Source organism: Bradyrhizobium barranii subsp. barranii (assembly GCF_017565645.3).
Lineage (GTDB): Bacteria > Pseudomonadota > Alphaproteobacteria > Rhizobiales > Xanthobacteraceae > Bradyrhizobium > Bradyrhizobium barranii.
On the sequence record NZ_CP086136.1, the window covers coordinates 1109236 to 1132833 of the forward strand.

A 23598-nucleotide genomic window follows, 5' to 3' on the forward strand; every position below is an offset into this window, starting at 1 on the left:
ACGAGCCTGTCTCGCACTCCGGCAAGTCTTCGATCTGCTCTCTTACGTTGGCCTCGATCTCCGCTCTGCGCTTGGCGGGCCGCTGTGGGTAACTGCCTGAAGCTTTGCGCCTCATTGCGAACAGCTTAAGATTGTCGCCGGGTTACGAGGATTCGGACGGGGCATGGCGAATCAACCGCGCATAAAGAGCCTGGCGATCAGGAGATTTCGGGGCATCGAGCTACTAGATTGGCGGCCAAATGCCGGCATCAATGTTCTGCTTGGTGGCGGGGATTCCGGCAAGAGCACAGTGCTTCACGCAATCGCTCTCCTGTTCAATCCGACCAACGCGGTCCAGGTGCTCGAAACCGACTATTTCAATCGATCAACCGGCGAGGGCTTCTCCATCGAGGCCGTAGTGGACATCCCGCCCGAGGTCGGAATCGCGGATTTTTCTTCGCTATGGCCGTGGGAATGGGACGGCAACGCAGCGGTCCTTCCCGACCCGGAGGCGGAGAAGGTGCCCGGTCATCCGGTTTTTCGGTTCCGCGTCCGTGGGACTGAGGACCTCGAACTGGTGTGGGAGGTGGTGCAGCCGAACGCGGAAATCGCGGCGTTGTCCACCGGTCTGCGCCGCCGGATCGGCGTTGTACGCCTGGCGAACGACGACCGGAACGATCGTGATCTGCGGCTGGTCACGGGTTCTGCCCTCGACAGATTGCTGTCCAAGGGGAATCTCAAATCGCGGCTCAACAAGCAGATCGCCGAAGCCGATCTTTCGGCTGCGTTGCTTGCGGATGAAACGGGAGCTCTCGAAGCTTTGGGCGCAACGTTTCAAAAGGCTGGGCTGCCGCACAACCTGGAACTCGGGCTGACGAGCAGCCAAGGACTTTCGATCGGAGCACTCATTGGGCTGCTCGCAGACAAGGCTGGCGTAAAGCTGCCGCTCGCCAGCTGGGGCGCCGGCACGCGCCGCATGTCCGCATTGGAGGTGGCTGGCGTAACGGAGGCCGCGTCTCGTTTAACGGTCATCGACGAGATCGAACGAGGACTGGAGCCGTATCGACTTCGCCAACTGCTCGCGAAACTGGTCAAGGACGGTGGCCAATGTTTCGTCACGACCCACAGCCCGGTCGCGATCAAGGCGGCAACCAAGGCAGCACTCTGGTTCATCGACGCAAAGGGAGCTATCGGCGCTTTGCCAACTGCTGCCATCGCACAGCAGCAAATTCGTGATCCCGAGACGTTCCTTGCGAAGCTACCTGTTATAGCGGAGGGAGTGACGGAGGTCGGCTTCCTGCGGTTCCTGCTGCGAGATGCTTTTATAGCCGCGCCTGAGGACCATGGCATTCGTGTATGCGATGGCGGAGGCAACGAATCCATGCTCGGCTTGTTGATGGCGCTACGCGACGCGGGGCTGATGCTTGGAGCCTTCTGCGACAACGAGGGCAAGTCGACAGGCCGATGGAAAAGCGTTGGCGAGGCGCTTGGGCCGAGGTGTTTTCAGTGGCACGCCGGCTGTCTGGAAGCAAATGTCATCGCGCACGTGGAAGACGCCTCATTGCTTGCGCTCGCCCGTGATTCCGAAGGAGCGTCTGGCGAAAGATTGCGGACGCTGGCGGATCGCCTCAATCTGCAGGCCAAGGATGAAGACAGTATCCTGGCTGCGTGCGGAGCGCCCGAGGAGCGCTTCTCAAAACTTCGTTCGATCATCATTGCTTCGGCGACCGGCGACAAGGAGGGGGCGCCGGACGAAGACACGGCTAAGGACTGGGCCAAACATAGCCGACGCTGGTTCAAATCCGACGAGGGTGGATACGAGCTCGGAAGAAAAATGGTGGAGCTTGGCGTCTGGCCGAAACTCGAGCCGGAGCTCCTCCCGTTTGTCAACGCGCTGCGTGTCGCCCTTGGACAGCCCGCGCTGGCCAGAGGAAGGCTCAAGCTGTGAGCGATAAGGCCGTCGCAGATCTGCTGCGATCCGATTTGTCACTCGTTACGGTGGAAGCCGCCGCTGGATGCGGGAAAACCCATCAGGGAGCCCTATTTGCGACAGATGCCGCTTCGCATCTCACCATCGGGCGGGTCCTGATCTTGACGCATACGCATGCTGCGCGGTCAGTCTTTGCGCAGCGGACACAAGCGGTATCTGGTCGCGTCACTATCAGAACGATCGATAGTTTTCTGACCGAGATCGCCAGCATCTACCATCAGACCCTCGACTTTCCCCCTGACGTCGGGACCTGGGCGCGCGAGAACAATCGATATGATGAGGTGGCCAGCCGCTGTCGTCACCTTCTGGAAGGGGCCTCGCTGGTCGCCGAAGCGGCAGCGCAGCGTTATCCTGTCATTCTTTGCGATGAACATCAGGATGCAAGCGCTGATCAGCACCGGGCGATCATGGCGGTCCACAAGGCAGGGGCACGCCTGCGCATCTTCGGCGATCCGATGCAGGTGATTTTTGGGGGGCAGGATACCGGCATTCGCGCAACGCTGAGACGTTGGGACGACCTCAAAGGAGGTAGCGCATCGGGGGAGCTCCTCACCCCGCACCGATGGTCGGGATCATCGGAACTTGGAGAGTGGATTTTGGCGGCCCGCAAGGCGCTTAAGGATGGAGGGGCGGTCGATTTGACGGGGCGATTGCCAAAGGGGTTGTCGGTCCATTTCGCCGAGAACTCGGCGCCCGTGCCACACAGATCGTTCAGCATGACGAACGCACATAGGAGACCCATTGACGATCTCCGACGCCAAGGAGGCCAACTGCTCGTCCTGACCGAAAGCAATGACAGGGTTGCGCATATCAACGCGTTCTTTGATCGCTCGATGAGAATTTGGGAAGGACACACGCGGGAAAACTTGGCTCGTCTCATCGCGAGCATTCGACAGAGTGCTGGTGACACCAATGCCATCGTCGGCGGATTTCTTGCATTCGTTGAGGCGACGGGAAAGGGCTTCACGCTGTCCTCTCACGGGAAACGGCTCAAGGCAGAGGTGACGGAGCGTTGCTCCAAGGTGACCCGCGGTGTGATGCCGGCCCACCTCCAGGCGGTTGCGAGGCTCCTGATCGCAGAGCCGGATCATCGCGGGATCGCTCGCGCGCTAGCCTATTTGGTTGACGTCGTCGATCGGGGGGAAACCGGCTTCGGCGAGGTTGAGTTAGATCTGAAGAGCGAGATCCGTGATGCCATTCGTCTTGGTCAGTTTCAGTCGGTGGATGAAGGGTTCGCGGAAATTACCCGGCGCAGAACCTTCTCGCACCCCCACCCCCCGCGCCGATGCTTGAGCACAATCCATAAGTCGAAGGGGCTCGAGTGCGATAACGCGCTAATGTTGCTATGTGATCGCGTCTCATTTTCGAGTACGCTGTACAAGCGACGATTGTTCTACGTTGGCATGAGCCGCTCGAAGAAAACACTGAGTCTGGTACTTTCCAAGAATAATCCTTCGCCGTTGCTGAGATTCTGAGGCCTCGCGCATGGACACTGATAAGAAATGGCAAAATGGCGCCAGTCGCCGACTGGTAAGATTTGGTCGAAAAATTTGCTAGTGCTCAAGTGAGCATATAGCTCCAATCTATTCCGCCGCCTCGCCCTTCGCCTCAATCATCAGCAAATCAAGGCTCTCGATCTCCTGCATTGCCCGGCCGGCAATTCCCTGAAGATCGCCGTAGAGGCCCGCGGTGGAATCAAGCACGCCGCGAAGTTGCTCCTCGCGCTTGGCCCAAAGCCGCATCATCGTCTTGCGCTCGCGGTCGAGGTCGGCCTGCATGTCGGTGAAGTTCTCGACGATCGCGTCGATGCGGTGGCGGAAGCGGGGGCCCGTCAGGTAGGAATACATCATCTCCATCTTGGTTTGCTGGCCTTCCTGAGCCTGCCGGCTGCCGGCAAGATCGATCAGTCCATGTCGGAGCACGATCGCCAGGGGGACGGCGAACCGGGGCTCTGCCACCCAGACGTTGTCGACAAGACCGAAGGTCTCGACGTCCTTTGGCAGGACGCTGGAAACAATGAGGGCGACCTCCGCTTTGGCGGCGCGCTGGTCGCTCCTAAGCTTGGTCAGCCAGTCGTCGCTCCAGCGTTTGGTTCGCTTGGATTCCCAGAGGATCGTGCCGCAAGTCTGCCCACCAGGACCGGAGACGCGATGCAAAACATCGCCTCCAAAGTCGCCTTTCGGGACCGGCTCAATGAGGTCGCGCGGAAAATGGTTACGGAGCAGAGATTCCAGTTCGAGCTCGAGGGCTTCGCCTTGCAGCTGTTGGGAACCCTGTTCGGCCCGCCGGCGGAGCTCTTCGATCTGCCGGTTCATGCCGGCGATCTGGGCCTCCTTCTCGGCGACCTTCGCCTTGAACGAGTCCTCGGCATCAAGCTTCGCCTTGTCGCGCACGGCAGCAAGCGCCTCCTGGACCTTCGTCTCGACCGTGAGCTCGACTTCCCGCCTGGCGTCGTCGAGCTCGCGTTCCTTGCGAAGCATGTCCGCCTGGATCTTCTGGGCTGCAGCCAACTTTTCGCCATTGGTCGTGAGCATCTGCTGCAGATCGGCCAACTGCTGGTCGCGGGTGCTGAGCTCGTCGGCGACCGCCAGACGCGCTCTCTTGGCTTCTGCTTCGGCGATGTTCGCTCGCTCCGCTTTCAGCTTGGCCGCCACCTGCTCGTCAACGTCCTCACGAGCTTTCGCGATTTCTTCTCTGGCTTGCTTGAGGAGGGCATCGCGCCGGCCAAAGTCTTCCTCTTTCGCGGCAAGCTGCTGGTCGAACTTGCGGCGCGTCTCGGCGATGAGGGGAGCGGCAAGCGATTCGGTCAGCTTGATTTCGGTGCGGCAGTTCGGGCAGACGATCTGGGGATCGGTCACGGCATCGGTCCTCTGAGAATTGATCGGGATAGTACCGGGCGCGAGCGCGCCACTTAAGCCCTGCGGGCGGGTTATCCCGCGCAATTGCGGCGGTCGAGGCAATAGTGGCCGCGTCTTTCCGTTGTTCTGTTCCTCCATGATCAGTTCCTCGATGCGCGGATGTCGCGCTCGCGCAGGACAGCCTCGACAATGCGGCGCAGGCGCCGCACCGAGCCGCCGGGCCAGTGCTTCGCGACGGCTTCGCGCTCAACGCCGTCGAGCGGTGTCATCCAGCTCTGGTCGAGGCCGCGTTCCTTGGCGAGATCAGCGATCACGGCTGGCAGCAGCGCGTCCAGGTCATTCGCGGTCGGCTTGGGAAAGGTCACGATGCGGAAACGGTCCCTGATTGGACTTGGCAGCGGATCGAGACGGTTGGCGGTGGCGATGTACGACACCTGCGACAGATCAAGATTTGTCTGCAGCGCAGGGTCGGGATAGCGCGCGCACGTTTCCGGCTCGAGAAAGCACAAAAGCGTGTCCCAGAGACGGCCATAGTCGGACCTGGTCGCCGCCTTCTCGATTTCGTCGATCAAAACAAGCGGATTGGCGATGCGCCCTTGTGCAATGGCAAGGAAGGCGTGGCACGGTTCGGCCGAGTACCAGCGGCGATCCGTACCTCCAAAGACGGCGCCGTCCGAACGGCCACCGTCGGTGCGCCAAACGCTGACACCCAACACCTCGCCAAGGCGCCGGGCAAACCGGCTCTTGCCGCCGCCGGGCTCGCCGACAATCAGGAGGGGGCGCAGACGGACTGTGGTGCGCCCAACAAGATCCGCCAGCGCAAAATCGATTACGTCGACGGCGTGCGGGAACTCGGACTGCAGAACGTTGCGCGCCTCGTGGAGTGGCGGCGCCTCAACGAGCGGCAAAGCAGTGTTAATGACGTCCTTCAGCGGGCCGAGGATTTCCTTGAGTTTGATGTTCTTCATCTCCGCCTCGGACAGACGCGCGACGACGAGATGATGGTCGGGAATAAGTTCAGGGTTCGGGACGGCGTCCTGCTTGACGGCTCCGGTCCGGTCCTCGGCTTCCCGCTTTTTCCGGCGGTCTTCCTCCTCCTTGAGTTGGAGCCGTAACGCGGCCTTGGCCGCGGTGATGCGGTGCTCGGCCATACGGTGCCCGAGCACTGACGCGTTCATCGCAGCAGAGAACTTCTTCGGCAGAAATTGCGTGCAGGCCGGCAGCGCGGCCCAACCATAGGTGAACCGTTCGAGATCGCAGCAGACCTTCTGTTCGACGCGTAGCGAATTCACCTGAAAGGCCTTCACCAGCGCCTTGGCGACCCTGCGATGCTGCTGGAAGTGTTCGTCATCGCGTGGCGTCGGCAAGCTCACGAGCCGGACGCTATCAGCAAGGCTCCTGAGAGCCGGCTCATTCTGAGCGGCCGCGCATTTGTCGAGCTCAGCGGCGAGCGCCAATGCAGCCTCCAACGACCTGCCGGTGGCCCATGCGGCATTGTGGGACAAGTGAGGGCAGAGCTCTTCGATTTCTGCGATAAGCCGTTCCTCAATGTGTTCGGCCCCATCGACGACGAGCATCGCATAACGCAGGAGCCTCGGTAGACCCTTAAGGCGCTCGTCCCAATCGGCCGAATCGGCCGCCGCGCCGATCAAGGCCGCGTCCTCAGCTGCCGGCAAATCGTGATCGTCGCCGTCGTCGCTTGTGGCGCTCATGCCTCGGCCTCCGCGCGGTAGCTGGCTGAGCCCACCACGATGGTCTTGTCGAGACCGGAGTTCTGGAGGGCGCGGCCTGTGTCGTCGCAAGAAGGGCTGGCGACGCGCGTGCACCACAAGGTCGACAACTTGGTTGCGAATGGATGGTCCAGTTCGCTGCAGTGAAGGAGGTTCGCAACGACCATGGTGGCTGTCGCGTCGCCACCGAGGGCGCAGCGCAGCAGCGCCGTCATGGCGATGTCGACCGTCAGTGTCACCCCGTGGATGGGCAGCAGCGAGAACGCCACACCGACCGCGGCTGCGGCGTCACCGCGCAGCGCCGCAGCAAAATCGTCGTGCCGGTCCATCACGTAGATCGTGTCGAGCGTGTCGATCAGCAGCAGATGCTCAGCATCGCGGAGGAGATAGGATGGCAAGGTCCGCCACCACGCGAGTGGGGAGAAGTCCTGAGCGGCGAAAGGCCGCCCCGAGGTGGCCGACCCTGAGATCTGCCGGGCAAGATCGGCAGTATTGCCGGTCGGGCCATCGGGGCCCTGGTGCCGGCGCTCGCGCGCCGGCGCTTCCACTTTGTTCGACATGATTGATCCCTCAGCCCGCGATCAAGATCGGCTCGGGATAGCGGCGATTGACCCACTTGCCGCTGCTGACGTGGGCGCCGGTCACGACCTTCGCCGCGATGGCGGCCGATGGAAAGCAGACGGCCACGCGGAGGCGCGCCCGGTCGTCGATGCCGGGGATGATGGCCAGTGCGTCGGCCGCAGCGAGTTCGGCCCGGCGGGTGCGCAAGATCGGGTTGACGCTCGGATTCACGAGGCTGCGCACCTCCGAACCGGCCGTCACTACAAAACCGTCGCGGACCGGGTAGCCCCGAGCCCAGAGGTCGCCATAGGCGAGCTCGAGTTCACTACCGAGCGGGGGCAAGCCCGTCACGTCGATCTGCATCGGCCCGGTGTCTTCCGGCCCGATCGCCATATCAGTATCGACCGCTTCCGCCTTGCGGCGCTGGCTCGCGAAGTTACTGCGCAGCACACGGCATCCGGCGTCGAACAGGAGGCGCTCGCCGTGCTCGACGAAGTGGTCGAGCGAAGCGCGCTTGTGATTGGGCAGCTCCAGCACTTGCGGGTTCGTCCCCTTCAAGATGTCGACCAGATCGGCCTGCTCGGCAATTTGCGTGAGACGGAACTGCAGGTAGATGGCCGCCGTCTTGTCGAACCAGGCGCGCTGGTACCCCGAGATGACGTAGACTTCGCGGGCGAACGCCTTCGACGGGTCGCCGGAATGCTCGCCGAGCCTGCGGCCGGCATTGCCGGTCTCGCCGATATAGGCCGTCGCATGATCCGCAAGGATGTAGCAGGCCGGCACAGCGGCGAGGGTGAGCGAGATGTCTTTCACCATCGCGAACGGGAAGACCGAGACGGTGAGGCGGCCGACGTCGTCGTGGACCTCCCGAAGGCCGGCGATGCCACCCATCGGGCGGTGGACGTTGCTGGTGCAGGCGGGCTGCGCAGAGTGGTTGTTGAAAAAGAAGGACATTGTATATCTCTCTGGGTTGAGAGATCGCGGGACCAACGTCGTTGAAGTGGACCGGACCTTTGAGCCGTCGCTCCTGCACCGCGGATATCCGCAGTAAAAGGTGTTCGGCATATCGGCTCTTCGATTTGCGCCTTCAGCTGCGGTGAGAGCAGATGCACTACATCTGCAAGCTCGGCCGGAGCGTGGGACGAAAACCGATCAGTCCATGTGACGCATCTGCGTCACACGACGTAGGGCCTTGCGATCTGGCTTAGCCGTTGAACAGCTGGGTGATGAGGGCGGTCGGGTCGGTCGCCATGGCCACCGGATTGTCGGTGGGCGCACAGCCGACGTCGGTCAAATTGGACCGGGCCTGAAACACCAGAGAGGAAGAGGGCAGAGGCGCCGAATCGGCGCTATAGTCCAGGAGAGCTGGCCCCGGTTGTTTGGACAGCGCCCCGCTGGATTTAAGTGGATTCCTGCCGGGTTATGCTGAACGCGGGGCTTTACGGTTTTGTCGTTGCGTCGGGAGGGCGTAGCCCGACCAGAGCGACGACAAAACCGTCGGCGACGGTCATGCGGCCATCACCATAGCTTGCGTGCCGAAGTAAGCCTCGTCGGGCGTGCGCCCGTCAAGGCTCGAGTGAGGGCGTCCCTGATTGTAGAAGGCCAGATACTTGGCAATTGACGCTCGCGCCTCGGACACGCTGTCGTAGGCGCGGAGATATACTTCTTCGTATTTGACCGTGCGCCAGAGCCGCTCGACAAACACGTTGTCGCGCCAGGCGCCCTTGCCGTCCATGCTGATGGCGATCTTCGCGTCCAGCAGCACATCGGTGAACTCGAGGCTGGTGAACTGGCTGCCCTGATCCGTGTTGAAAATCTCGGGCCTGCCGTGCTTCGCCAACGCCTCCTGGACCGCTTCGACGCAGAAGGCCGCCTCCATTGTGATCGAGACGCGATGGGCCAGGACCCGTCGGCTGAACACATCGACGACCGCCGCGAGATAGACGAAGCCACGCCGCATCGGAATGTAGGTGATGTCCATTGCCCACGCATGGTCGGGCCGCTCGATCTTCAATCCGCGCAACAGGTACGGGTAGATCTTGTGACCCGGAGCCGGCTTGCTCGTGTTCGGGCGACGATAGACCGCCTCGATCCCCATGCGCTTCATCAGCGTCGCGATGTGGCGGCGACCGGCGTATACGCCCTCCCGCCGCAGCAACGATCGCAGCATACGCGCTCCCGCGAAGGGATAATCGAGATGCAGCTCATCGAGCCGACGCATCAAGGCAAGGTCCTCGGCCGAAACTGGCCGAGGTTCATAGTAGACCGTGCTGCGAGCCAGCTTCAGGACCTTCGCCTGGCGCACGATAGAAAGATCATGATCGCGGTCGATCATCGCTTTGCGCTCAGCAGGCCCGCCTTGGTGAGCGCGCCGGACAAAAAATCGTTTTCCAACGCCAGCTCGCCGATCTTGGCATGTAACGCCTTCAAGTCGACCGGCGTCTCGGCCGATGTCTTGTCATGCCCAAACACGCCGGCGGCGCCTTCCAGGAGCTGGTTTTTCCAGATCGTGATCTGGTTCGGATGAACATCAAACAGTTGCGCCAGCTCCGCCAGTGTCTTGTCGCCTTTGACCGCAGCCAAAGCAACCTTCGCCTTGAATGCCGGAGAATGCGTCCGGCGGCTCTTCTTCGTCATCTTCGCTCCTGATTCGCAGCAAGAATCCTCGCCGCTGTCAGGCAGAAAATCCACTCAAGCTACTGTCCGAATTTGCGGGGCCAGCTCTATCACGACTGCGGCTATATGGCCGGACGGGTTTTGATCTAGAGCAAGTGGCAGTCGCCCCACGTCGTGCAGCATGTGTGTTTGCCGGGTTTTGTATCGTCCTCTCAGGCTGAGAAGCCGCCGCTTGTGGTCAGTTGGGCAGGCGGGCATGTTTATGGGTGTGCCGATTGTTAGATTGGACACCGGCCTGCGCTCGACCTGCTTGATTCACGTCAACCAATTTGGCCCGCGTTTAGTCTATTGTGATTGGGAGGCTTTGATATGCAGCTACTCAATTCAGACAAGAACTACGGCGCTATTGCGCAGACCCTGCACTGGTTGACGGTCATTCTTGTCATTCTTGCTTGGGCGCTTGGCATTTTTGGCGATGTTTTGCCGAAGGGCGAACCCCGTCAGATCGGCGTTGGCATCCATGTTGCGGCCGGGATCGCAATTCTCGTCCTGCTTGTGGCCCGCGTGATCTGGCGAGCGGTCAATCCACCGCCTGTATCGGAAGCGACCGAATTTGGGGTCTGGCTTGGGAAGTGGGGCGATCCTGCCGCCGCGATCGCGCACTATACTCTTTACGCGTTGCTCGTCGCAGTGCCAGCCGCCGGGATTGTGCTTCAGTTCGCGCGTGGTGATGCATTGCCATTGTTCGGTCTTGCCGCCATTTCGTCACCTTGGCTCAAGGATGCGGCCTTTGCTCACGATGTGAAGGAAGTGCACGAAGTTCTGGCGCATGCGCTGGTGGTCATCGCAGCGTTTCACGCGATCGCCGCGCTCATTCATCATTGGGTATTTCAGGACCGAACCCTCATCCGGATGTTGCCTCACTCCAAAGATTGAGACGTCTTACGATTCGCAGACGTGTCTGCCTGCTCATATCTCGGTGCTGCCCGCGAGATGCTCGATGGCCGCGATGCCAATTTTCTATTCGATTGTTCTGCTGACGCTCGCGAACGGGTCGCCGGTCGTGGCCAAGAAGCTCTTCGGTTCTCGCTTCGCGCTCGCGCTGGACGGAGGGCTTCTGCTCTTCGACCGCCGACCGGTATTCGGGGCCTCGAAGACCATTCGCGGCATCGTTGCGTCAATCGCCGTGACCGCGGTCGGCGGGATCCTCCTTGGACTCGGTTACGAGTTGGGAGCTCTCGTGGCCATCGTCGCAATGGTGGGAGACTTGTTTTCCAGCTTCTTGAAGCGGCGCATGAATATGCCGCCAAGCAGCCAGGCGTTGGGCTTGGACCAGGTTCCGGAATCGCTGTTTCCACTTCTGGCTTGCCAGGAAAGCCTCGGGCTGAGCTACGCTGACATGTTCGTGGTTGTCCTGATGTTCTTTGTCGGCGAGCTCGCGATTTCCCGCGTGTTGTACGTGTTGCGCATCAGGGATCAGCCCTATTGAAGCGGTAGGCGGGTCGACACAATCGATGCAGCGTAATTTCCGGCGGGCAGTTGAAGCGGACGGCCACGACGCTCGATCCTGCGCCCACGGAGGTGTAGCCGACCATGTCGTGATAGCGCCAGGCGCCGGCTCCCAACCGACGCGGCAGCACCGAATCGAGCGTGATGGGGATCGAACCCGGAAGGCAGATCTGCCCTCCGTGCGTGTGTCCGCTCAATAGCACATCAAAGCCGGCATGCGCCGCTTGTCGGTAGATCTCCGGCGTGTGGGACAGCAGGATTGAGAATGCTCCGTCGGGGATTTCCGATCCGACCTTCTCGATGTTGTCGACCCTGAAATAGTGCGCATCGTCGATCCCCGCGACGAATATCTCCTGATCGCCGCGTGAGATCGTCGTGCATTCGTTCTGGAGCATGCGTATGCCCATCGCCTCCAGACCGGGCAGCATTCTGATGGTGTCGTGATTGCCGAGTACCCCGAGAATGGGTTGCTTGAGGTTGGCAGTCACCCGTGCCATGCCTTCCAGCGCAGTGTCGAACGCTCCGAAAGTCTTGCCACGATAGTCGCCGGTCAGGACGCATAAATCATAGCTCAGGCCTGAGATCAGTTCGACCAGGCGCCGCATGGCGCGCTGGCTCATATCTACGTGCGTATCGCTGATGTGAAGAATCGTGAAGCCGTCGAACAACGCCGGCACATTTGCGCATTCGATATTATTGTATTTCACGGTAACGCGCGCGGCGTTTTGGCGCCCGCGCCAATAGAGCCCGGACAGCTTCAGAACGTTTCGTATCAACGAATGAACGGAGTACCAGTTCTCGATATGAAAGAAGTTGAGGCCCTGGCCGAAGATCTGGGCTTCATGATCAGTTTCGATTCCAAGCCGCTGCCGCGCGTGGATCCGCCCTAGGCGCTGCTCCAATTTCGAAAGCAGTTCATCTTCCACTCGGTGCGCCTTTTGGTTGACGGCAGTCAATCCCTTGTGAGACGAGGGGGGTGTAGAGTTCGCCCCGCGAAGCCGTCTTGCCGCCGACTAGGCCGACGTCGCTCAAACCGATTTCAAGGAACGCTCTGATATACGAGGACATGGAGGAGCTGTTCATGGGACGGCTTTTTCCGCTTGAGGTAGGTCAAGCCCTCCAACGGCTTGGGAGGGCTTCCTACAAGCTGTCGATGACCTTCCGTAGCAGCGTCTGGACATGCTGGGCTGATGCTTTGAGCTCCGGATTGTCGATTGCCTGCATCGACGCGACGGGATCAATGGCCGCGATCTCGGTGCGATCTTGAGCGATCTCCTGCACCACGACATTGCACGGCAGCATCGTGCCGACCTTGTCCTCGAGTTGCAGGGCCTCGTAAGCGAGCTTCGGATTGCATGCTCCGAGGATACGATAGTTTCGAAACTCGGTTCCAAGCTTTTCCTTGAACGTTCGTTTGACGTCGATTTCCGTGATAATGCCGAAGCCCCCCTGCTTGAGCGCTTCTGTTGCGCGCTGCGACGCTACTTCGAAGCTGGCGGGCAGGGTTCTGCTGAAATAGTAGGCCATTTTGGGAATTCCTCCTCGCCAACCGCATGGACCTGATCGCTGCCTGGATATCAATCGTCTCGGGGACGCGACGTCGAGATGTGTAGGACCTTAACTGGCTATGTGCGCCATCTCGTTGAGATCCATCAACAGAGATCCGGGTTCCGCGTATCCCGCCGCTATGGCGTGACGCCCATCGCGGTTGCCGCCCGGTCGCGCCGGATTTGCAGCAGGGTCAAGGTGAGGGCAAGCAGCAATGGACCGAGCACCACACCCGGTGTCCCCATGAACACCAGTCCGCCAACGACGGCGATGAAAGACAGCATCGTGTCCATCCGAAGCCTGCTGCCGACCAGGATCGGGTACACGATGTTGTCGATGAAACCGACGACGAAAGTCCCCCACACCGCTAGAATGATTGCGGATGTGTAGGCGCCGCTCAACGCGAGATAGACGGCGGCCGGTGCCCAGATGACGAAGGCGCCGAGAAACGGAACGATAGCCAGAAGGGCCATCAATACGCCCCAGAACACCGGAGCGGGCAGGCCCAGCCACCAGAACATCAGGCCTCCCAGACCGCCCTGCAGCGCCGCGACGGCGACGGTACCGAAGACGGTTGCGAAGATGGTATCGGCAAAGCGCCCGGCGATCAGCGCAAATTCCGGCTCCGAAAGCGGCAGATGGAGCCGCGCGGCCTCCGCAATCGCCTCGCGGTCGCGCAAGAGATAAAACAGAAAATAGAAGGTGAGCAGAAAGTTGGCCATTCCGGAAAAGGACGCGCGGAGCACGGAGCCGCTCCACGTCGCGAGCGCGGAAGTCGCCGTTCGCATCAGATCCGGAAAATCCACCTTGTCATGGACCCACTGCAGCGCTGGGGCAAGCCAGCGATGCTCGTCCATGAGACGCGTCCAGTCATCGACGTCGAACATCGGCACGACAATCGCTCCACTGCGGACGGCCTCGTTGAGCAAGGTGCCTGCCACCAGGATGGCAGGAACGACCACGATAAAGGCGGTTACTATGACCGTGATCAATGCCGAAAGGTTGCGAGACTTGACGCAGCTGCTCACAGTGCGGTCGAATGGTGTGAACAGGACCGCGATCGTCGTCGACCAGACGAGCGCTCCCAGGAATGGCGCCGCCATGACGGCAGAGATGACAACTCCTAGCACGATGGCGACCGCGAGAGGGACCGAAGCCGGTGCTCGATCGGGAGATTTTGGGCCTGAAAGCATTGATCGGGTCTGCCTCAATTTTCCATCGAATGCGCTATCGCGAGACGAGCGCGTTACCGATCATCAGGATGCATGCGGCGAGGCGTGGACATGACCATCCTCTCCGGCACTGACGGGATAGTGGCGAGTTCGGCATAGGAGGCGGCCGTGAGAGCCATGAGCGCGGCCGCCAATGCGAATCCGCAAGACGAGTACATCTGCGCGTGATCAGCGACCGCGCCGATTAGGACGTAGATCCCGGCTCCTACGGTCGCTCCGGTGCCGTAGAGAACGAGCAGGGGCAGTCCAATACGCCGCCGTAGGCGTGCCGGAGGTGCGTTCGGATATTCCGGCACAGCTTCCACTTTTAGCCATTTTACGAGGAGCGACTGACGACCGAAGCTTATCGGGCAATCCTAGGTACGGCCGGTTGATTTGCGTCAACTCGGCGGACCCGAGGTGGTGGTGTGGGCCGGCGATCAGAAATTTGATGGCAGGGGCCGGACCGGAGACGTTCTGACCTAGATCAATCGACCCAGACCCGGCGTTGGTATCGTGTCAAGATTGCAATTTCGGAGACACGCGATGGCCATCAGGGACGTTCTGCTCACCTTGACCAGCTATCCCGAACCGACGCCGGTTTCGGTCATCGACCGCGCCGTACCGCTGATATCACCATTTGCCGCGCACATCGCGGCGATCTCTTGTGAAGTCCATGTGCAGATACCCGGGACTTTCCTGTCAGGGGTCGGCAATGTCGGATCAATCGTGGCCGGCGAGGCCCACAAGAGCAGGAAAAATGCGCAGGACCTGCTGGCGACGTTTGAAGCGGCCTCCACGAAATCAGGGCTGCTGCACGAGATCATTCTCGAGCGTTGCCTGACGTCCGAGGTCCCGGACCTCCTGGTAGACTATGCTCGGCTGCGTGATCTCACCATCGTGCCGGTGCCGGAATCCTACGACCAATGGTACGCTGAAGCGATCATCTTCGGTTCGGGAAGACCGACGCTGGTGCTGCCGGAGGCCACCGCCTCAAAGGAGGCCGAGCTTAATAGAGTGATCGTTGCGTGGGATTTCAGCCGCGCGGCAGCACGTGCCGTCTCCGATGCGATCCCGATCCTGGAGAAGGCGCGAGAGGTGTTTATTCTCACGGTGACCAATGAGAAGGCGATTTCGAGCCGGCGCTCGTCGTCCGAACTTGCGAAGAATCTCTCGCGTCATGGCATCGATGTGGTCGTCGAGGAGGTCGACGCCGCAGGACGGGCCATCGGCGATGTCCTCGCGTCTCAGATAGCTTCCCGCAGGGCGGATCTGCTCGTCATGGGGGCGTATGGTCATAGCCGCTTACGAGAGTTCATATTGGGAGGCGCGACCCGCAGCATTCTCACGAGGCCGCCAATCCCCGTGCTGTTGTCGCACTGAACCGATCAGTGATTGGCCAAGCTACTGAAGGGTGCCTGTAAGTTTCCTGAACATCCCGGCGGCCTGGACAGCCCGACGTCCGGCGAAGCTCCTCTCCGTCTTGGCGAACGGAGATCGGAGGGGCGCGTCGAGAGCAGTGGCGGCCCGTCGACAGCCTCATCGCGGAGATGGACAAGGCCGCTCAGTCAACGGATGCGTGGCACCGACGAAACTGCGAAATTGACGTGCGTCAACCGACCGCCCCCGGAACCAGTCAAACTCGCCTGGCCACAACCGTCAGGAGCTTGCCATGCGCGCATTGACCCTCGCCGCCGCGCTACTCGTCTCGGCCATCGGGTATTCTGCCTGGGCCCAATCGGACGCCGAGCACCAAGGTCACCATCCCGACCAGAAGGAGCAACAGAAGCAGCCTGAGCCCAAGGCGGCTCCGCCCGACAAGGCCGGCTCTCAGCGCATGCCGGGTGCGGGAATGATGGGCGGCGGCACGATGGACATGATGGGCGCCAACATGCCGATGTCGGACATGATGCGGATGATGGGCATGATGCGGCAGTCCGGCGGCGACGGAATGGGCGGCATGGAGACCATCGATCGCGTCGAGGGCCGGATCGCTTTTCTCCGGACCGAGCTCAAGATCACCGAAGCGCAGACCTCCGCCTGGAACGCGTTCGCCGACGCTTTGCGGACCAATGCCAAGACGCTCGGAGGGATGCGCGGTTCGATGATGATGCCGCAACAGGGCACCGGATCACCGGACCTCGTCGAGAAGCTGTCGCTCCAGGAAAAATGGCTCGCGGCGCGCCTCGATGGCACCCGTGCGATAAAGTCGGCGCTCTCCAACCTGGCCGGAACGTTTTCCGAGGAGCAGAAAAAGACCGCGGACGAACTGCTCGCGCCGCACATGGGCATGATGCCGATGATGTCGGCGATGCGGGGCGGCGCTACGACGGGCATGGGGATGCCGACCGGCAAGTCGCCGAAGTAGCCTCGGTCGAAGGCGAGGGTGGCTTCGCCGTTCCTCATTTCGCCGGCCGAGCAGGTAGGTCCTTGGCGCCATCAGGCGTCGGCTTGGATTCGAGTTCGGCGATCAGTCGCTTCATCTCGCCGATCTCCCGGACCTGGGCTTCGATGATTCCGTCCGCGAGCTTGCGCACCCTCGGATCCTTGATGTGGGCCCGTTTGCTCGTCATGACGGCGATCGAGTGGTGCGGAATCATGGCCTCCATGTAGGAGACGTCACCCACCGTCTCCTGGCTCCGCACCAGGCACAGCGACCCGGCGAACGCGACGGCGGCCGCCAGCACGATGGCCGCGTTCGTCCTCGACTTCTTGTACATGCTCCACATGAAGCCCGAGCATGATGACGGCCATCACGGCTCCCATCATGGTTGATCTGCCTCAACAATGATGGCGGCGGCAGCGCTAAGCTTCCAGCAGCCATAGGAGCGTGCCGATGTTGGTGCAGAACCATTCCGGATATCGAGAGCGCCCTCAGGAGGGCATGTCTACCAAAGCCAAAGGCGGCTTGGTCCTGATAGGTTTCCTGGTCATCGCCGGCGCGCTTCTGTTCACCGAGCATAGGGCTCATGTGCTCGGACTCCTGGTCTGGCTGCCGCTCATCGCCTGTCCGCTGATGCACTTCTTCATGCACGGGGGACACGGGCACCATGACGGCGGGGGCCGGCTGAACGATTCAAGGAGCGCGTGATGCACGACACGGCGCCTGCCTACGGCCTGTGGAGCCTCGTCATCGTCAATTCGGCGGTGTTCATCCTCTTCGTGTACAGCTTCTTCAAGCCGCAGACATCCCGCGACTGGCGCTCGTTCGGGGCTTTTAGCGCCTTTCTGGTTGCGCTGTTCGTCGAAATGTACGGCTTCCCGCTCACCATCTACTTACTTTCCGGCTGGCTTCAATCGCACTATCCCAACGTCGACTGGTTCTCGCATGACGCGGGCCACCTGCTTGAGATGATGTTCGGCTGGAAGACCAATCCCCATGCCGGACCGTTTCACATCCTGAGCTTCATCTTCATCGGCGCAGGCTTCGTCCTGATCTCCGCCGCGTGGAGGGTGCTGTACGATGCGCAGCAGACCCGCAGCCTTGCGACCACAGGCCCCTACAGCTACGTCCGGCACCCGCAGTACGTCGGCTTCATTCTGGTGATGTTTGGTTTCCTGTTGCAGTGGCCGACGATTCTCACGCTGGCGATGTTCCCGGTGCTGACGATCATGTACGTCAAGCTGGCGCGTGACGAGGAGCGCGAGGCCCTGACCGAGTTCGGCGAGGCCTACGCGAGGTATGCGGCCGAAGTCCCTGCGTTCATTCCCCATCCAAGCCGGCTGTTCGGACAGGGCTCTTCGGGCGGCTATCGTCACGGCTGACTTTCGCTGGAGATGCCGTCGAACGGCCGTGGCTCGAAAGGACGTCGATGAGCGAGCTCGTTTTCACGGCAAAGCAGCTAACCAAGACCTATGTCTCCGGCGAGGTGACGGTCCATGCTCTCAATGAAGTCGATCTCGAAATCGCCGAGAAGGAAGTGGTCGTGCTACTCGGACCGTCCGGCAGCGGCAAGACAACGCTACTCAACATCATGGGCGGTCTCGACCGACCGACGAGCGGCAGGCTGTTCTTCCGCGACCTGGACCTGACGGACCTCGGGGACCGCGAGCTCACGAAGTACCGCCGCGACCACGTCGGCTTCGTCTTCCAATTCTACAATCTGGTGCCGAGCCTTACCGCCTACGAGAACGTCGCGCTGGTCACCGAAGTCGCCAAGAACCCGATGCGGCCCCCCGACGCGCTCGCGCTGGTTGGACTCGAAGAGCGAATGCACCACTTTCCCGCGCAGCTATCCGGCGGCGAGCAGCAGCGCGTCGCCATCGCCCGCGCGATCGCGAAGCGCCCGGCGGTGCTGCTCTGCGACGAGCCGACCGGCGCGCTCGACTCGAAAACCGGCATTCGCGTCATCGAGGCGCTGCTTGGCGTCAACCGGCAGCTCGGCACGACCACCGTCATCATCACGCACAATGCCAGCATCCAGGATGTCGCCGACAGGGTGCTGTTCTTCGCCGACGGCCGGATCGTCCGCGTCCGGACGAACGAGGTCCGCCGGGAAGCGGCCGAACTCGTCTGGTGATGTCATGAGAGCGCTCGACATCAAGCTGTTTCGGGACGTCAGGCGGCTCTGGGCGCAGGTCCTCGCCGTCGCGCTGGTCGTCGGCGGCGGGGTTGCGACGCTGGTGCTCGCCGTCGGATCGCATCGCTCCTTGGAAGAGACACGGATCGCGTACTACGAACGTTACGGCTTCGGCGATGTGTTCGCCCAGGCGAAGCGGGCACCCAAGGCGCTCGCCGACAGGATAGGCGAGATTCCGGGCGTCGCCGCCGTCGACACGCGCATCGCCAAGCAGGCGTTGCTCGACATCCCAAGCTTCTCCGAGCCGGCCAGCGGGCAGTTCGTTTCGCTGCCCGACAGCGGCGAGCCGCATCTCAACCGTCTCTACGTGCGTTCCGGACGGCCTCCGGAGCCGGGGCGGACTGAGGAGGTCGTCGTTAACGAGCCGTTCGCCCGTGCTCACGGCTTCTCGGAAGGGGCGCGGTTCTCGGCCATCCTGAACGGCAAAAAGCGCGAACTCGTCATCGTCGGCACCGCGCTGTCACCCGAGTTCGTCTACACGGTCGGACCGGGCGACCTGATGCCGGATGATCGCCGCTACGCGATCGTCTGGATGTCGGAGAAGGCGCTCGCCGGCGTCTACGATCTCGACGGTGCCTTCTCGGCGGTGTCGGTCAAGCTGCAGCCGGGCGCCTCCGAGCGCGAGGTGATCTCGCGCCTCGACGCCCTGCTCGACCCCTATGGCGGGCAGGCGGCCCATGGCCGGAAGGACCAGACCTCGCACGCCTGGCTCGATCATGAGCTCGACATGCTCAACAACATGAGCCGCACGCTGCCGCCGATATTCCTTCTGGTCGCCGCCTTCCTGGTCAATCTCACCCTGACCCGGCTGGTCGCGCTCGAGCGCGAGCAGATCGGGCTCCTGAAGGCGCTGGGCTACGCCGACAGGACCATCGTGCTGCACTACTTCAAGTTCGTGGCGCTGATCGTCGTGATCGGAGTCATCCTGGGCGGCGTCGCCGGCACGTGGCTGGGCTTGCGCGTCACGGCGCTGTTCGGCGACTTCTTCCACTTCCCGTTCCTGGTGTTCGCGAAGGCGCCGGACCTGTACGTCACCGCCGGCGCGCTCAGCGCGGCCGCCGCCGCGATCGGCGCGCTGCGGGCGCTGCGCGAGGTGGTCAAGCTGCCGCCCGCCGTCGCGATGCAACCGCCGGCTCCTCCGGTGTACCGACGGCTGCTCCCGGCGAGCATCCAGCTCGACCAGGTCGTGTCGCAGCCGACGCTGATGATGATCCGCAACATCGCGCGCCATCCGGTCCGGGCGGCCTTCACGGCGCTTGGGATGGCGCTTGCGACCGCGATCCTGGTTGTCTCGCTGTTCACGCGCGACACCATGGAGCAACTGATCGACGTGACCTACTTCCTCGCCGACCGGCAGGACGCGACCATCGGTTTCGCCGAGAAGCGGATCGAGAACGTCGTGCAGCAGGTGAATCGGCTGCCGGGCGTGCTGACGGCCGAGCCGTTTCGTGAGGTGCCTGTCCGGATCCGCCATGGCAACGTCGAACGCAGGATCACCATCAGCGGCCGGCCCACTGACGCCGATCTGAGGCGCATCATCGATGCTGATCTTCGGCCAGTCGCGCTCCCCGGGACAGGCCTCGCCATCTCCGCCATGCTCGGGCACATCCTCGGGGTGGGGGCCGGGGACACGGTCGAGGTCGACCTGCTGGAGGGCGCCCGTCGCACGGTCAGCATGCCGATCGTGGCGACCGTCGAGGACTATTTCGGCATCAGGGGGATGATGGATATCAGGGCGCTCGGCAAGTTGATGCGCGAGGCGCCCGTCGTGAACAGCGTGAACCTCAGCCTCGACGAGAACCGCAAGGAGGACTTCTACGCGGCGGTGAAGTCCATGCCGACGGTCGGAGGCGTGGCGCTGCAGCGCGTCTCGCTGGCGAACTTCCGCAAGACCGTCGCACTCCTCGTCACCACGATGGCAAGCATCTATACCGGCCTCGCCGCCGTGATCGCCTTCGGCGTCGTCTACAACAACGCCCGCATCTCGCTGTCCGAACGGGCGCGGGAATTGGCCAGCCTTCGCGTGCTCGGCTTCACGCGCGGCGAGGTGCTGCGCATCCTGCTGCTCGAGCTCGCGATCCTGACCCTGATCGCGCAGCCGCCCGGGTGGCTGATGGGCTATGGGCTCGCTTGGGTCATGAAGACGAACCTCGCCGGCGAACTGATGCGCGTCCGCCTCGTCGTCGAGCATTCGACCTACGTGGTCGCCACCTCCGTCGTGGTACTGGCGGCCATCGCTTCCGCTGCGGTCATCCGCCAGCGCATCGACAACCTGGACCTCGTCGCGGTCCTCAAGACGCGAGACTAGCCATGCCGGCAAAGTGGACCAAACGCATGATCGGCGCCGCGGCCCTGGCCGCGATAGCGGGAGGGCTGGCCTGGTTCGCCTGGCCCCGGCCCGTTCTGGTTGACCTTGCGACCGTCGCGAAGGGGCCCATCGAAGTCACGGCGGACGACGACGGCAAGACCCACGTCCGCCACGTCTACACCGTCTCGGCGCCGATCGCCGGAAAAGTGCTGAGGATTTCGCATCCGCTCGGCGAACAGGGCCCTTCGCTCCACGTCGGCGACGAGGTCGTGGCCAACCAGACCGTCATCGCCCTGATGCAGCCGACTCTGCCGGGCTTCATCGACGTGCGCTCGCGCGACCAGCTTCAGGCGGAGGTCCTCGCGGCGGATGCCGCCATCCAGCAGCAGGAGGCCGAGGTGAGGCGGATCGAAGCCGCGCTGGACTTCTCGCGGACCGAATTCCAACGGGCGCAGACGCTGCTGCGGACGCAGTCGACCTCGGCTCAGGCCTTCGACAAGGCGAAATTCGAGGTGGCGACGAGCGAGGCCAATTTGGCGAGCGCCAAGGCCCAGGTCGAGATGCGTCGCGCGGTGCGGACCAGCCTGGCCGCCCGGCTCATCGATCCCGCCAGCACGAATCCATCAGCGGAGCCGACCTGCTGCGTCCGGGTGCTCGCGCCGGCGAGCGGACGTGTCCTGAAGATCATCCAGGACAGCGAGGCGACGGTCCTGCCCGGCGCGCCCCTTGTCGACATCGGCAACCCTCTCGATCTGGAGGTCGTGGCCGACCTGCTCTCGACCGACGCGGTGCAGATCAAGGCCGGCGCGCCGGTCTGGATCGACGGCTGGGGCGGGGCGCCGATCACGGGAAAGGTGGTGCGTGTGGATCCCGCCGGCTTCCTCAAGATCTCGGCGCTCGGCATCGAGGAACAGCGGGTACGTGTGACCATCGACTTCAGTGACCCGCCGCAGGCTTGGTCGCAACTGGGACACGACTACCGTGTGGTCGTCCACGTGACCACTTGGAGCGCTCAGGGCGTCGTGGCTGTGCCGGTAAGCGCCCTATTCCGACAGGCTGATCAATGGGCCGTTTTTGCCGATGAGAACGGCCGTGCGCGGGCCAAGCCAGTCCAGATTGGTCACCGCAACAATCGGTTCGCCGAGGTGATGTCTGGATTGACTGAGGGGGATCAGGTCGTCGTACATCCGAGCGACCGAATTGCCGACGGAAGCAGGATTGCGCAGCGAGGCGTACCATAAGTAGACGTGCCTCAGACCTTCAAATTGCAGTAGCATGCAGCGATATAGCGTTCCTCGGCGCCATCGTGCACGCAGAACGCCGCATCCGGTCCAGTGGCCGTCGCTGTTCGCACCACTATGCCGAGCGCGTCCAATCCTGCAGCCATTCGCCGAGAGAGCGATCTTGAGACTGGTCTGGCTGCGCTCGCTTTTGGCGACCTGAACGAGCGGTGGCTCCGCGGCAGCACCTGCTCCGCGCACGGCTAGTCGAGCGGATCGTGCCGATCGCACTCCGGGCACCGACCGTCCTCGGCGGTGCCGAGCTGACGGCCGAACTCTTCCCTGAGAGCGTCCGATGGCCAGGCCTCACCATCGCTCCTAACGATTCGTTTGGCGCGTTCGAAGGCATGGCTCTCGGCGGCATCGTCACCCACGCGGATGACCACCTCCTCATGGAAAGGGCAGACCATCGTGGCCCGGGTGGTCTCGAGTGCATAACGCACGACTGCAGCGAGGTCGTCCGTGTGAAGGTTGGCGGACATCATACGGTTCTCCTGCTCGAGTGCCCCCGATTGCACCCTTTTGTTAGTCGGCAGACGGGCCTCGCCTGCCACAGCCGGTTGCCCCGGCTTGCACCGCCCGGATGCAAGTCAGCCCCGGCTTCCAGAAGGAGCGCCGCGGCCGATTTCCACTTTCGTTCAGTTCAGGGCTTCGGCGGTCCAACCGGCAGGGCCGCCCGTAGTGCTACCGAACGGGCCGACGGAGCTGCTCTAGGAGCCGACCCATGGTCGCGGTCGAAGATCCAAGGAGTCCGAGGCTCCGCAACCGTAACGGCACCGGCGCGCGCGAATGCCATTCGGTGCAATTTAAGTATAGGCTCGAGCCGGCGGTTAGCCTTGACCTGCCTCAAGCCACGATGAGGACGGCAGGGCCGCGCAAACAAGATCGTCCTTGCGTAGCCGGCGGACAGAAACACGAACTGTGCTGCCAAGTCGAAAGAGGGAACGCCTTGCAAATAGCTTCCTCTTCTGGAGCTCGGTCGCGAGGTCCCTGATCAACTCAACGCGCAGCATACCTCAACCACGCCGATGCGTTTCGGCTTTTCTTACTTGAGTGAGCGGATGTACTCGGCCAAATCCGATATTTCTGATCGCTGGAGCGACAGGCTTGGCATATTGGGGTGCGGCTTGAGCAGCAGGAACGCGAGTTTGTTCTGATCGAACTCGGGCATTCGCGCGATTTGGCTGAATGGCGGCGCATGGTCGATGGCACTCGTCTGGCCGGACTCGACGACATGACAGATTGAGCACCAGCGTTTTGCGATGTCCTTGCCGTGTTGGGGATCGGCCACCGCGGATTGCGCCAGAATCGCGAACACGAGCAATACCAAGAAGGAGGATTTGAGTGCTTCGGACATAGTAGGTCTTTTACGTTTCGGCTAGATGGCTTATCAGCCCTTCTGCATTTGGTCGGCGTATTCGCTATTAG

General features: G+C 62.2%; 21 protein-coding genes and 1 pseudogene. 11 read left to right on the top strand and 11 right to left on the bottom strand.

Annotated elements, in window-relative coordinates; genetic code table 11:
- The first annotated feature begins 163 nt into the window (after positions 1-163).
- The gene (locus J4G43_RS05405; RefSeq protein ID WP_208084215.1) at positions 164-1927 is read left to right on the top strand and encodes an ATP-dependent nuclease; all 1764 of its coding nucleotides are present in this window, start codon (positions 164-166) and stop codon (positions 1925-1927) included.
- Positions 1924-3444 (top strand): UvrD-helicase domain-containing protein, encoded by a 1521-nt coding sequence (locus tag J4G43_RS05410; RefSeq protein WP_028151346.1) that lies wholly within the window; start codon positions 1924-1926, stop codon positions 3442-3444. Before J4G43_RS05405 ends, J4G43_RS05410 begins: the two co-directional genes overlap by 4 nt.
- A 108-nt stretch (positions 3445-3552) precedes the next feature.
- On the opposite strand, the gene J4G43_RS05415 is transcribed toward J4G43_RS05410, so the two are convergent.
- From J4G43_RS05415 to J4G43_RS05435, 5 genes are all read right to left on the bottom strand, one after another.
- Positions 3553-4827, bottom strand: a complete 1275-nt coding sequence (locus tag J4G43_RS05415; RefSeq protein WP_028151345.1) for a DUF2130 domain-containing protein — start codon at positions 4825-4827, stop codon at positions 3553-3555.
- A gap of 140 nt (positions 4828-4967) precedes the next feature.
- Positions 4968-6539: an AAA family ATPase gene (locus J4G43_RS05420; protein ID WP_208084216.1), complete on the bottom strand. Its 1572-nt coding sequence runs from the start codon at positions 6537-6539 to the stop codon at positions 4968-4970.
- Positions 6536-7117 (bottom strand): hypothetical protein, encoded by a 582-nt coding sequence (locus J4G43_RS05425; RefSeq protein WP_028151343.1) that lies wholly within the window; start codon positions 7115-7117, stop codon positions 6536-6538. Before J4G43_RS05425 ends, J4G43_RS05420 begins: the two co-directional genes overlap by 4 nt.
- A 10-nt stretch (positions 7118-7127) precedes the next feature.
- A complete protein-coding gene (locus J4G43_RS05430) occupies positions 7128-8072 on the bottom strand; it encodes a DUF4357 domain-containing protein (protein ID WP_049831808.1) in 945 nt (314 codons plus the stop codon).
- A gap of 553 nt (positions 8073-8625) precedes the next feature.
- A protein-coding gene (locus J4G43_RS05435) for an IS3-like element ISRj2 family transposase (protein WP_129557670.1) occupies positions 8626-9755 on the bottom strand; the annotation gives its coding sequence in 2 pieces (ribosomal slippage) (positions 8626-9503 and positions 9503-9755; 1131 coding nt in all).
- A gap of 348 nt (positions 9756-10103) precedes the next feature.
- Between J4G43_RS05435 and J4G43_RS05440 the strand changes: the two genes are divergently transcribed.
- Together J4G43_RS05440 and J4G43_RS05445 are read left to right on the top strand one after the other, a co-directional pair.
- Entirely contained in the window at positions 10104-10670 is a 567-nt protein-coding gene (locus J4G43_RS05440) for a cytochrome b (RefSeq protein WP_028151341.1), read from the top strand.
- A gap of 64 nt (positions 10671-10734) precedes the next feature.
- Positions 10735-11223: a CDP-archaeol synthase gene (locus J4G43_RS05445; protein WP_038944212.1), complete on the top strand. Its 489-nt coding sequence runs from the start codon at positions 10735-10737 to the stop codon at positions 11221-11223.
- On the opposite strand, the gene J4G43_RS05450 is transcribed toward J4G43_RS05445, so the two are convergent.
- The 3 genes from J4G43_RS05450 to J4G43_RS05460 all read right to left on the bottom strand — a co-directional run bounded on the left by J4G43_RS05450 (position 11204) and on the right by J4G43_RS05460 (position 13894).
- Positions 11204-12169 (bottom strand): metallophosphoesterase, encoded by a 966-nt coding sequence (locus tag J4G43_RS05450; protein ID WP_028151339.1) that lies wholly within the window; start codon positions 12167-12169, stop codon positions 11204-11206. The two genes, J4G43_RS05445 and J4G43_RS05450, sit on opposite strands and share 20 nt — an antisense overlap.
- A gap of 214 nt (positions 12170-12383) precedes the next feature.
- Positions 12384-12770 carry a DUF302 domain-containing protein gene (locus J4G43_RS05455; RefSeq protein WP_028151338.1) on the bottom strand — a complete coding sequence of 129 codons (387 nt, stop codon included), beginning with the start codon at positions 12768-12770 and terminating at the stop codon, positions 12384-12386.
- A gap of 158 nt (positions 12771-12928) precedes the next feature.
- Positions 12929-13894: an AI-2E family transporter gene (locus J4G43_RS05460; RefSeq protein ID WP_049807818.1), complete on the bottom strand. Its 966-nt coding sequence runs from the start codon at positions 13892-13894 to the stop codon at positions 12929-12931.
- Between the two features lie 654 nt (positions 13895-14548).
- Here J4G43_RS05460 and J4G43_RS05465 point away from each other — a divergent pair.
- Positions 14549-15385, top strand: coding sequence for a universal stress protein (locus J4G43_RS05465; protein WP_028151337.1), 837 nt, complete (start codon positions 14549-14551; stop codon positions 15383-15385).
- Positions 15386-15674: 289 nt separating this feature from the next.
- The gene (locus J4G43_RS05470; protein ID WP_049831807.1) at positions 15675-16370 is read left to right on the top strand and encodes a Spy/CpxP family protein refolding chaperone; all 696 of its coding nucleotides are present in this window, start codon (positions 15675-15677) and stop codon (positions 16368-16370) included.
- Between the two features lie 34 nt (positions 16371-16404).
- On the opposite strand, the pseudogene J4G43_RS05475 reads toward J4G43_RS05470, so the two are convergent.
- Positions 16405-16771 (bottom strand): annotated as a pseudogene (locus J4G43_RS05475) (DUF305 domain-containing protein).
- A gap of 67 nt (positions 16772-16838) precedes the next feature.
- Here J4G43_RS05475 and J4G43_RS05480 point away from each other — a divergent pair.
- The 5 genes from J4G43_RS05480 to J4G43_RS05500 are packed head-to-tail and all read left to right on the top strand — an operon-like array spanning position 16839 to position 22131.
- Complete coding sequence (locus J4G43_RS05480) at positions 16839-17093, top strand: DUF2933 domain-containing protein (RefSeq protein ID WP_038944207.1); 255 nt, start codon at positions 16839-16841, stop codon at positions 17091-17093.
- Positions 17093-17767 (top strand): methyltransferase family protein, encoded by a 675-nt coding sequence (locus tag J4G43_RS05485; RefSeq protein WP_038944206.1) that lies wholly within the window; start codon positions 17093-17095, stop codon positions 17765-17767. Before J4G43_RS05480 ends, J4G43_RS05485 begins: the two co-directional genes overlap by 1 nt.
- Before the next feature lie 47 nt (positions 17768-17814).
- Positions 17815-18522 carry an ABC transporter ATP-binding protein gene (locus tag J4G43_RS05490; RefSeq protein WP_028151334.1) on the top strand — a complete coding sequence of 236 codons (708 nt, stop codon included), beginning with the start codon at positions 17815-17817 and terminating at the stop codon, positions 18520-18522.
- 4 nt (positions 18523-18526) lie between these two features.
- Positions 18527-20890 (top strand): ABC transporter permease, encoded by a 2364-nt coding sequence (locus J4G43_RS05495; RefSeq protein WP_028151333.1) that lies wholly within the window; start codon positions 18527-18529, stop codon positions 20888-20890.
- 2 nt (positions 20891-20892) lie between these two features.
- The gene (locus tag J4G43_RS05500) at positions 20893-22131 is read left to right on the top strand and encodes an efflux RND transporter periplasmic adaptor subunit (RefSeq protein ID WP_028151332.1); all 1239 of its coding nucleotides are present in this window, start codon (positions 20893-20895) and stop codon (positions 22129-22131) included.
- Between the two features lie 242 nt (positions 22132-22373).
- On the opposite strand, the gene J4G43_RS05505 is transcribed toward J4G43_RS05500, so the two are convergent.
- Positions 22374-22655 (bottom strand): hypothetical protein, encoded by a 282-nt coding sequence (locus tag J4G43_RS05505; RefSeq protein WP_028151331.1) that lies wholly within the window; start codon positions 22653-22655, stop codon positions 22374-22376.
- Between the two features lie 560 nt (positions 22656-23215).
- Positions 23216-23527 (bottom strand): c-type cytochrome, encoded by a 312-nt coding sequence (locus J4G43_RS05510; protein ID WP_028151330.1) that lies wholly within the window; start codon positions 23525-23527, stop codon positions 23216-23218.
- Positions 23528-23598 lie beyond the last annotated feature (71 nt).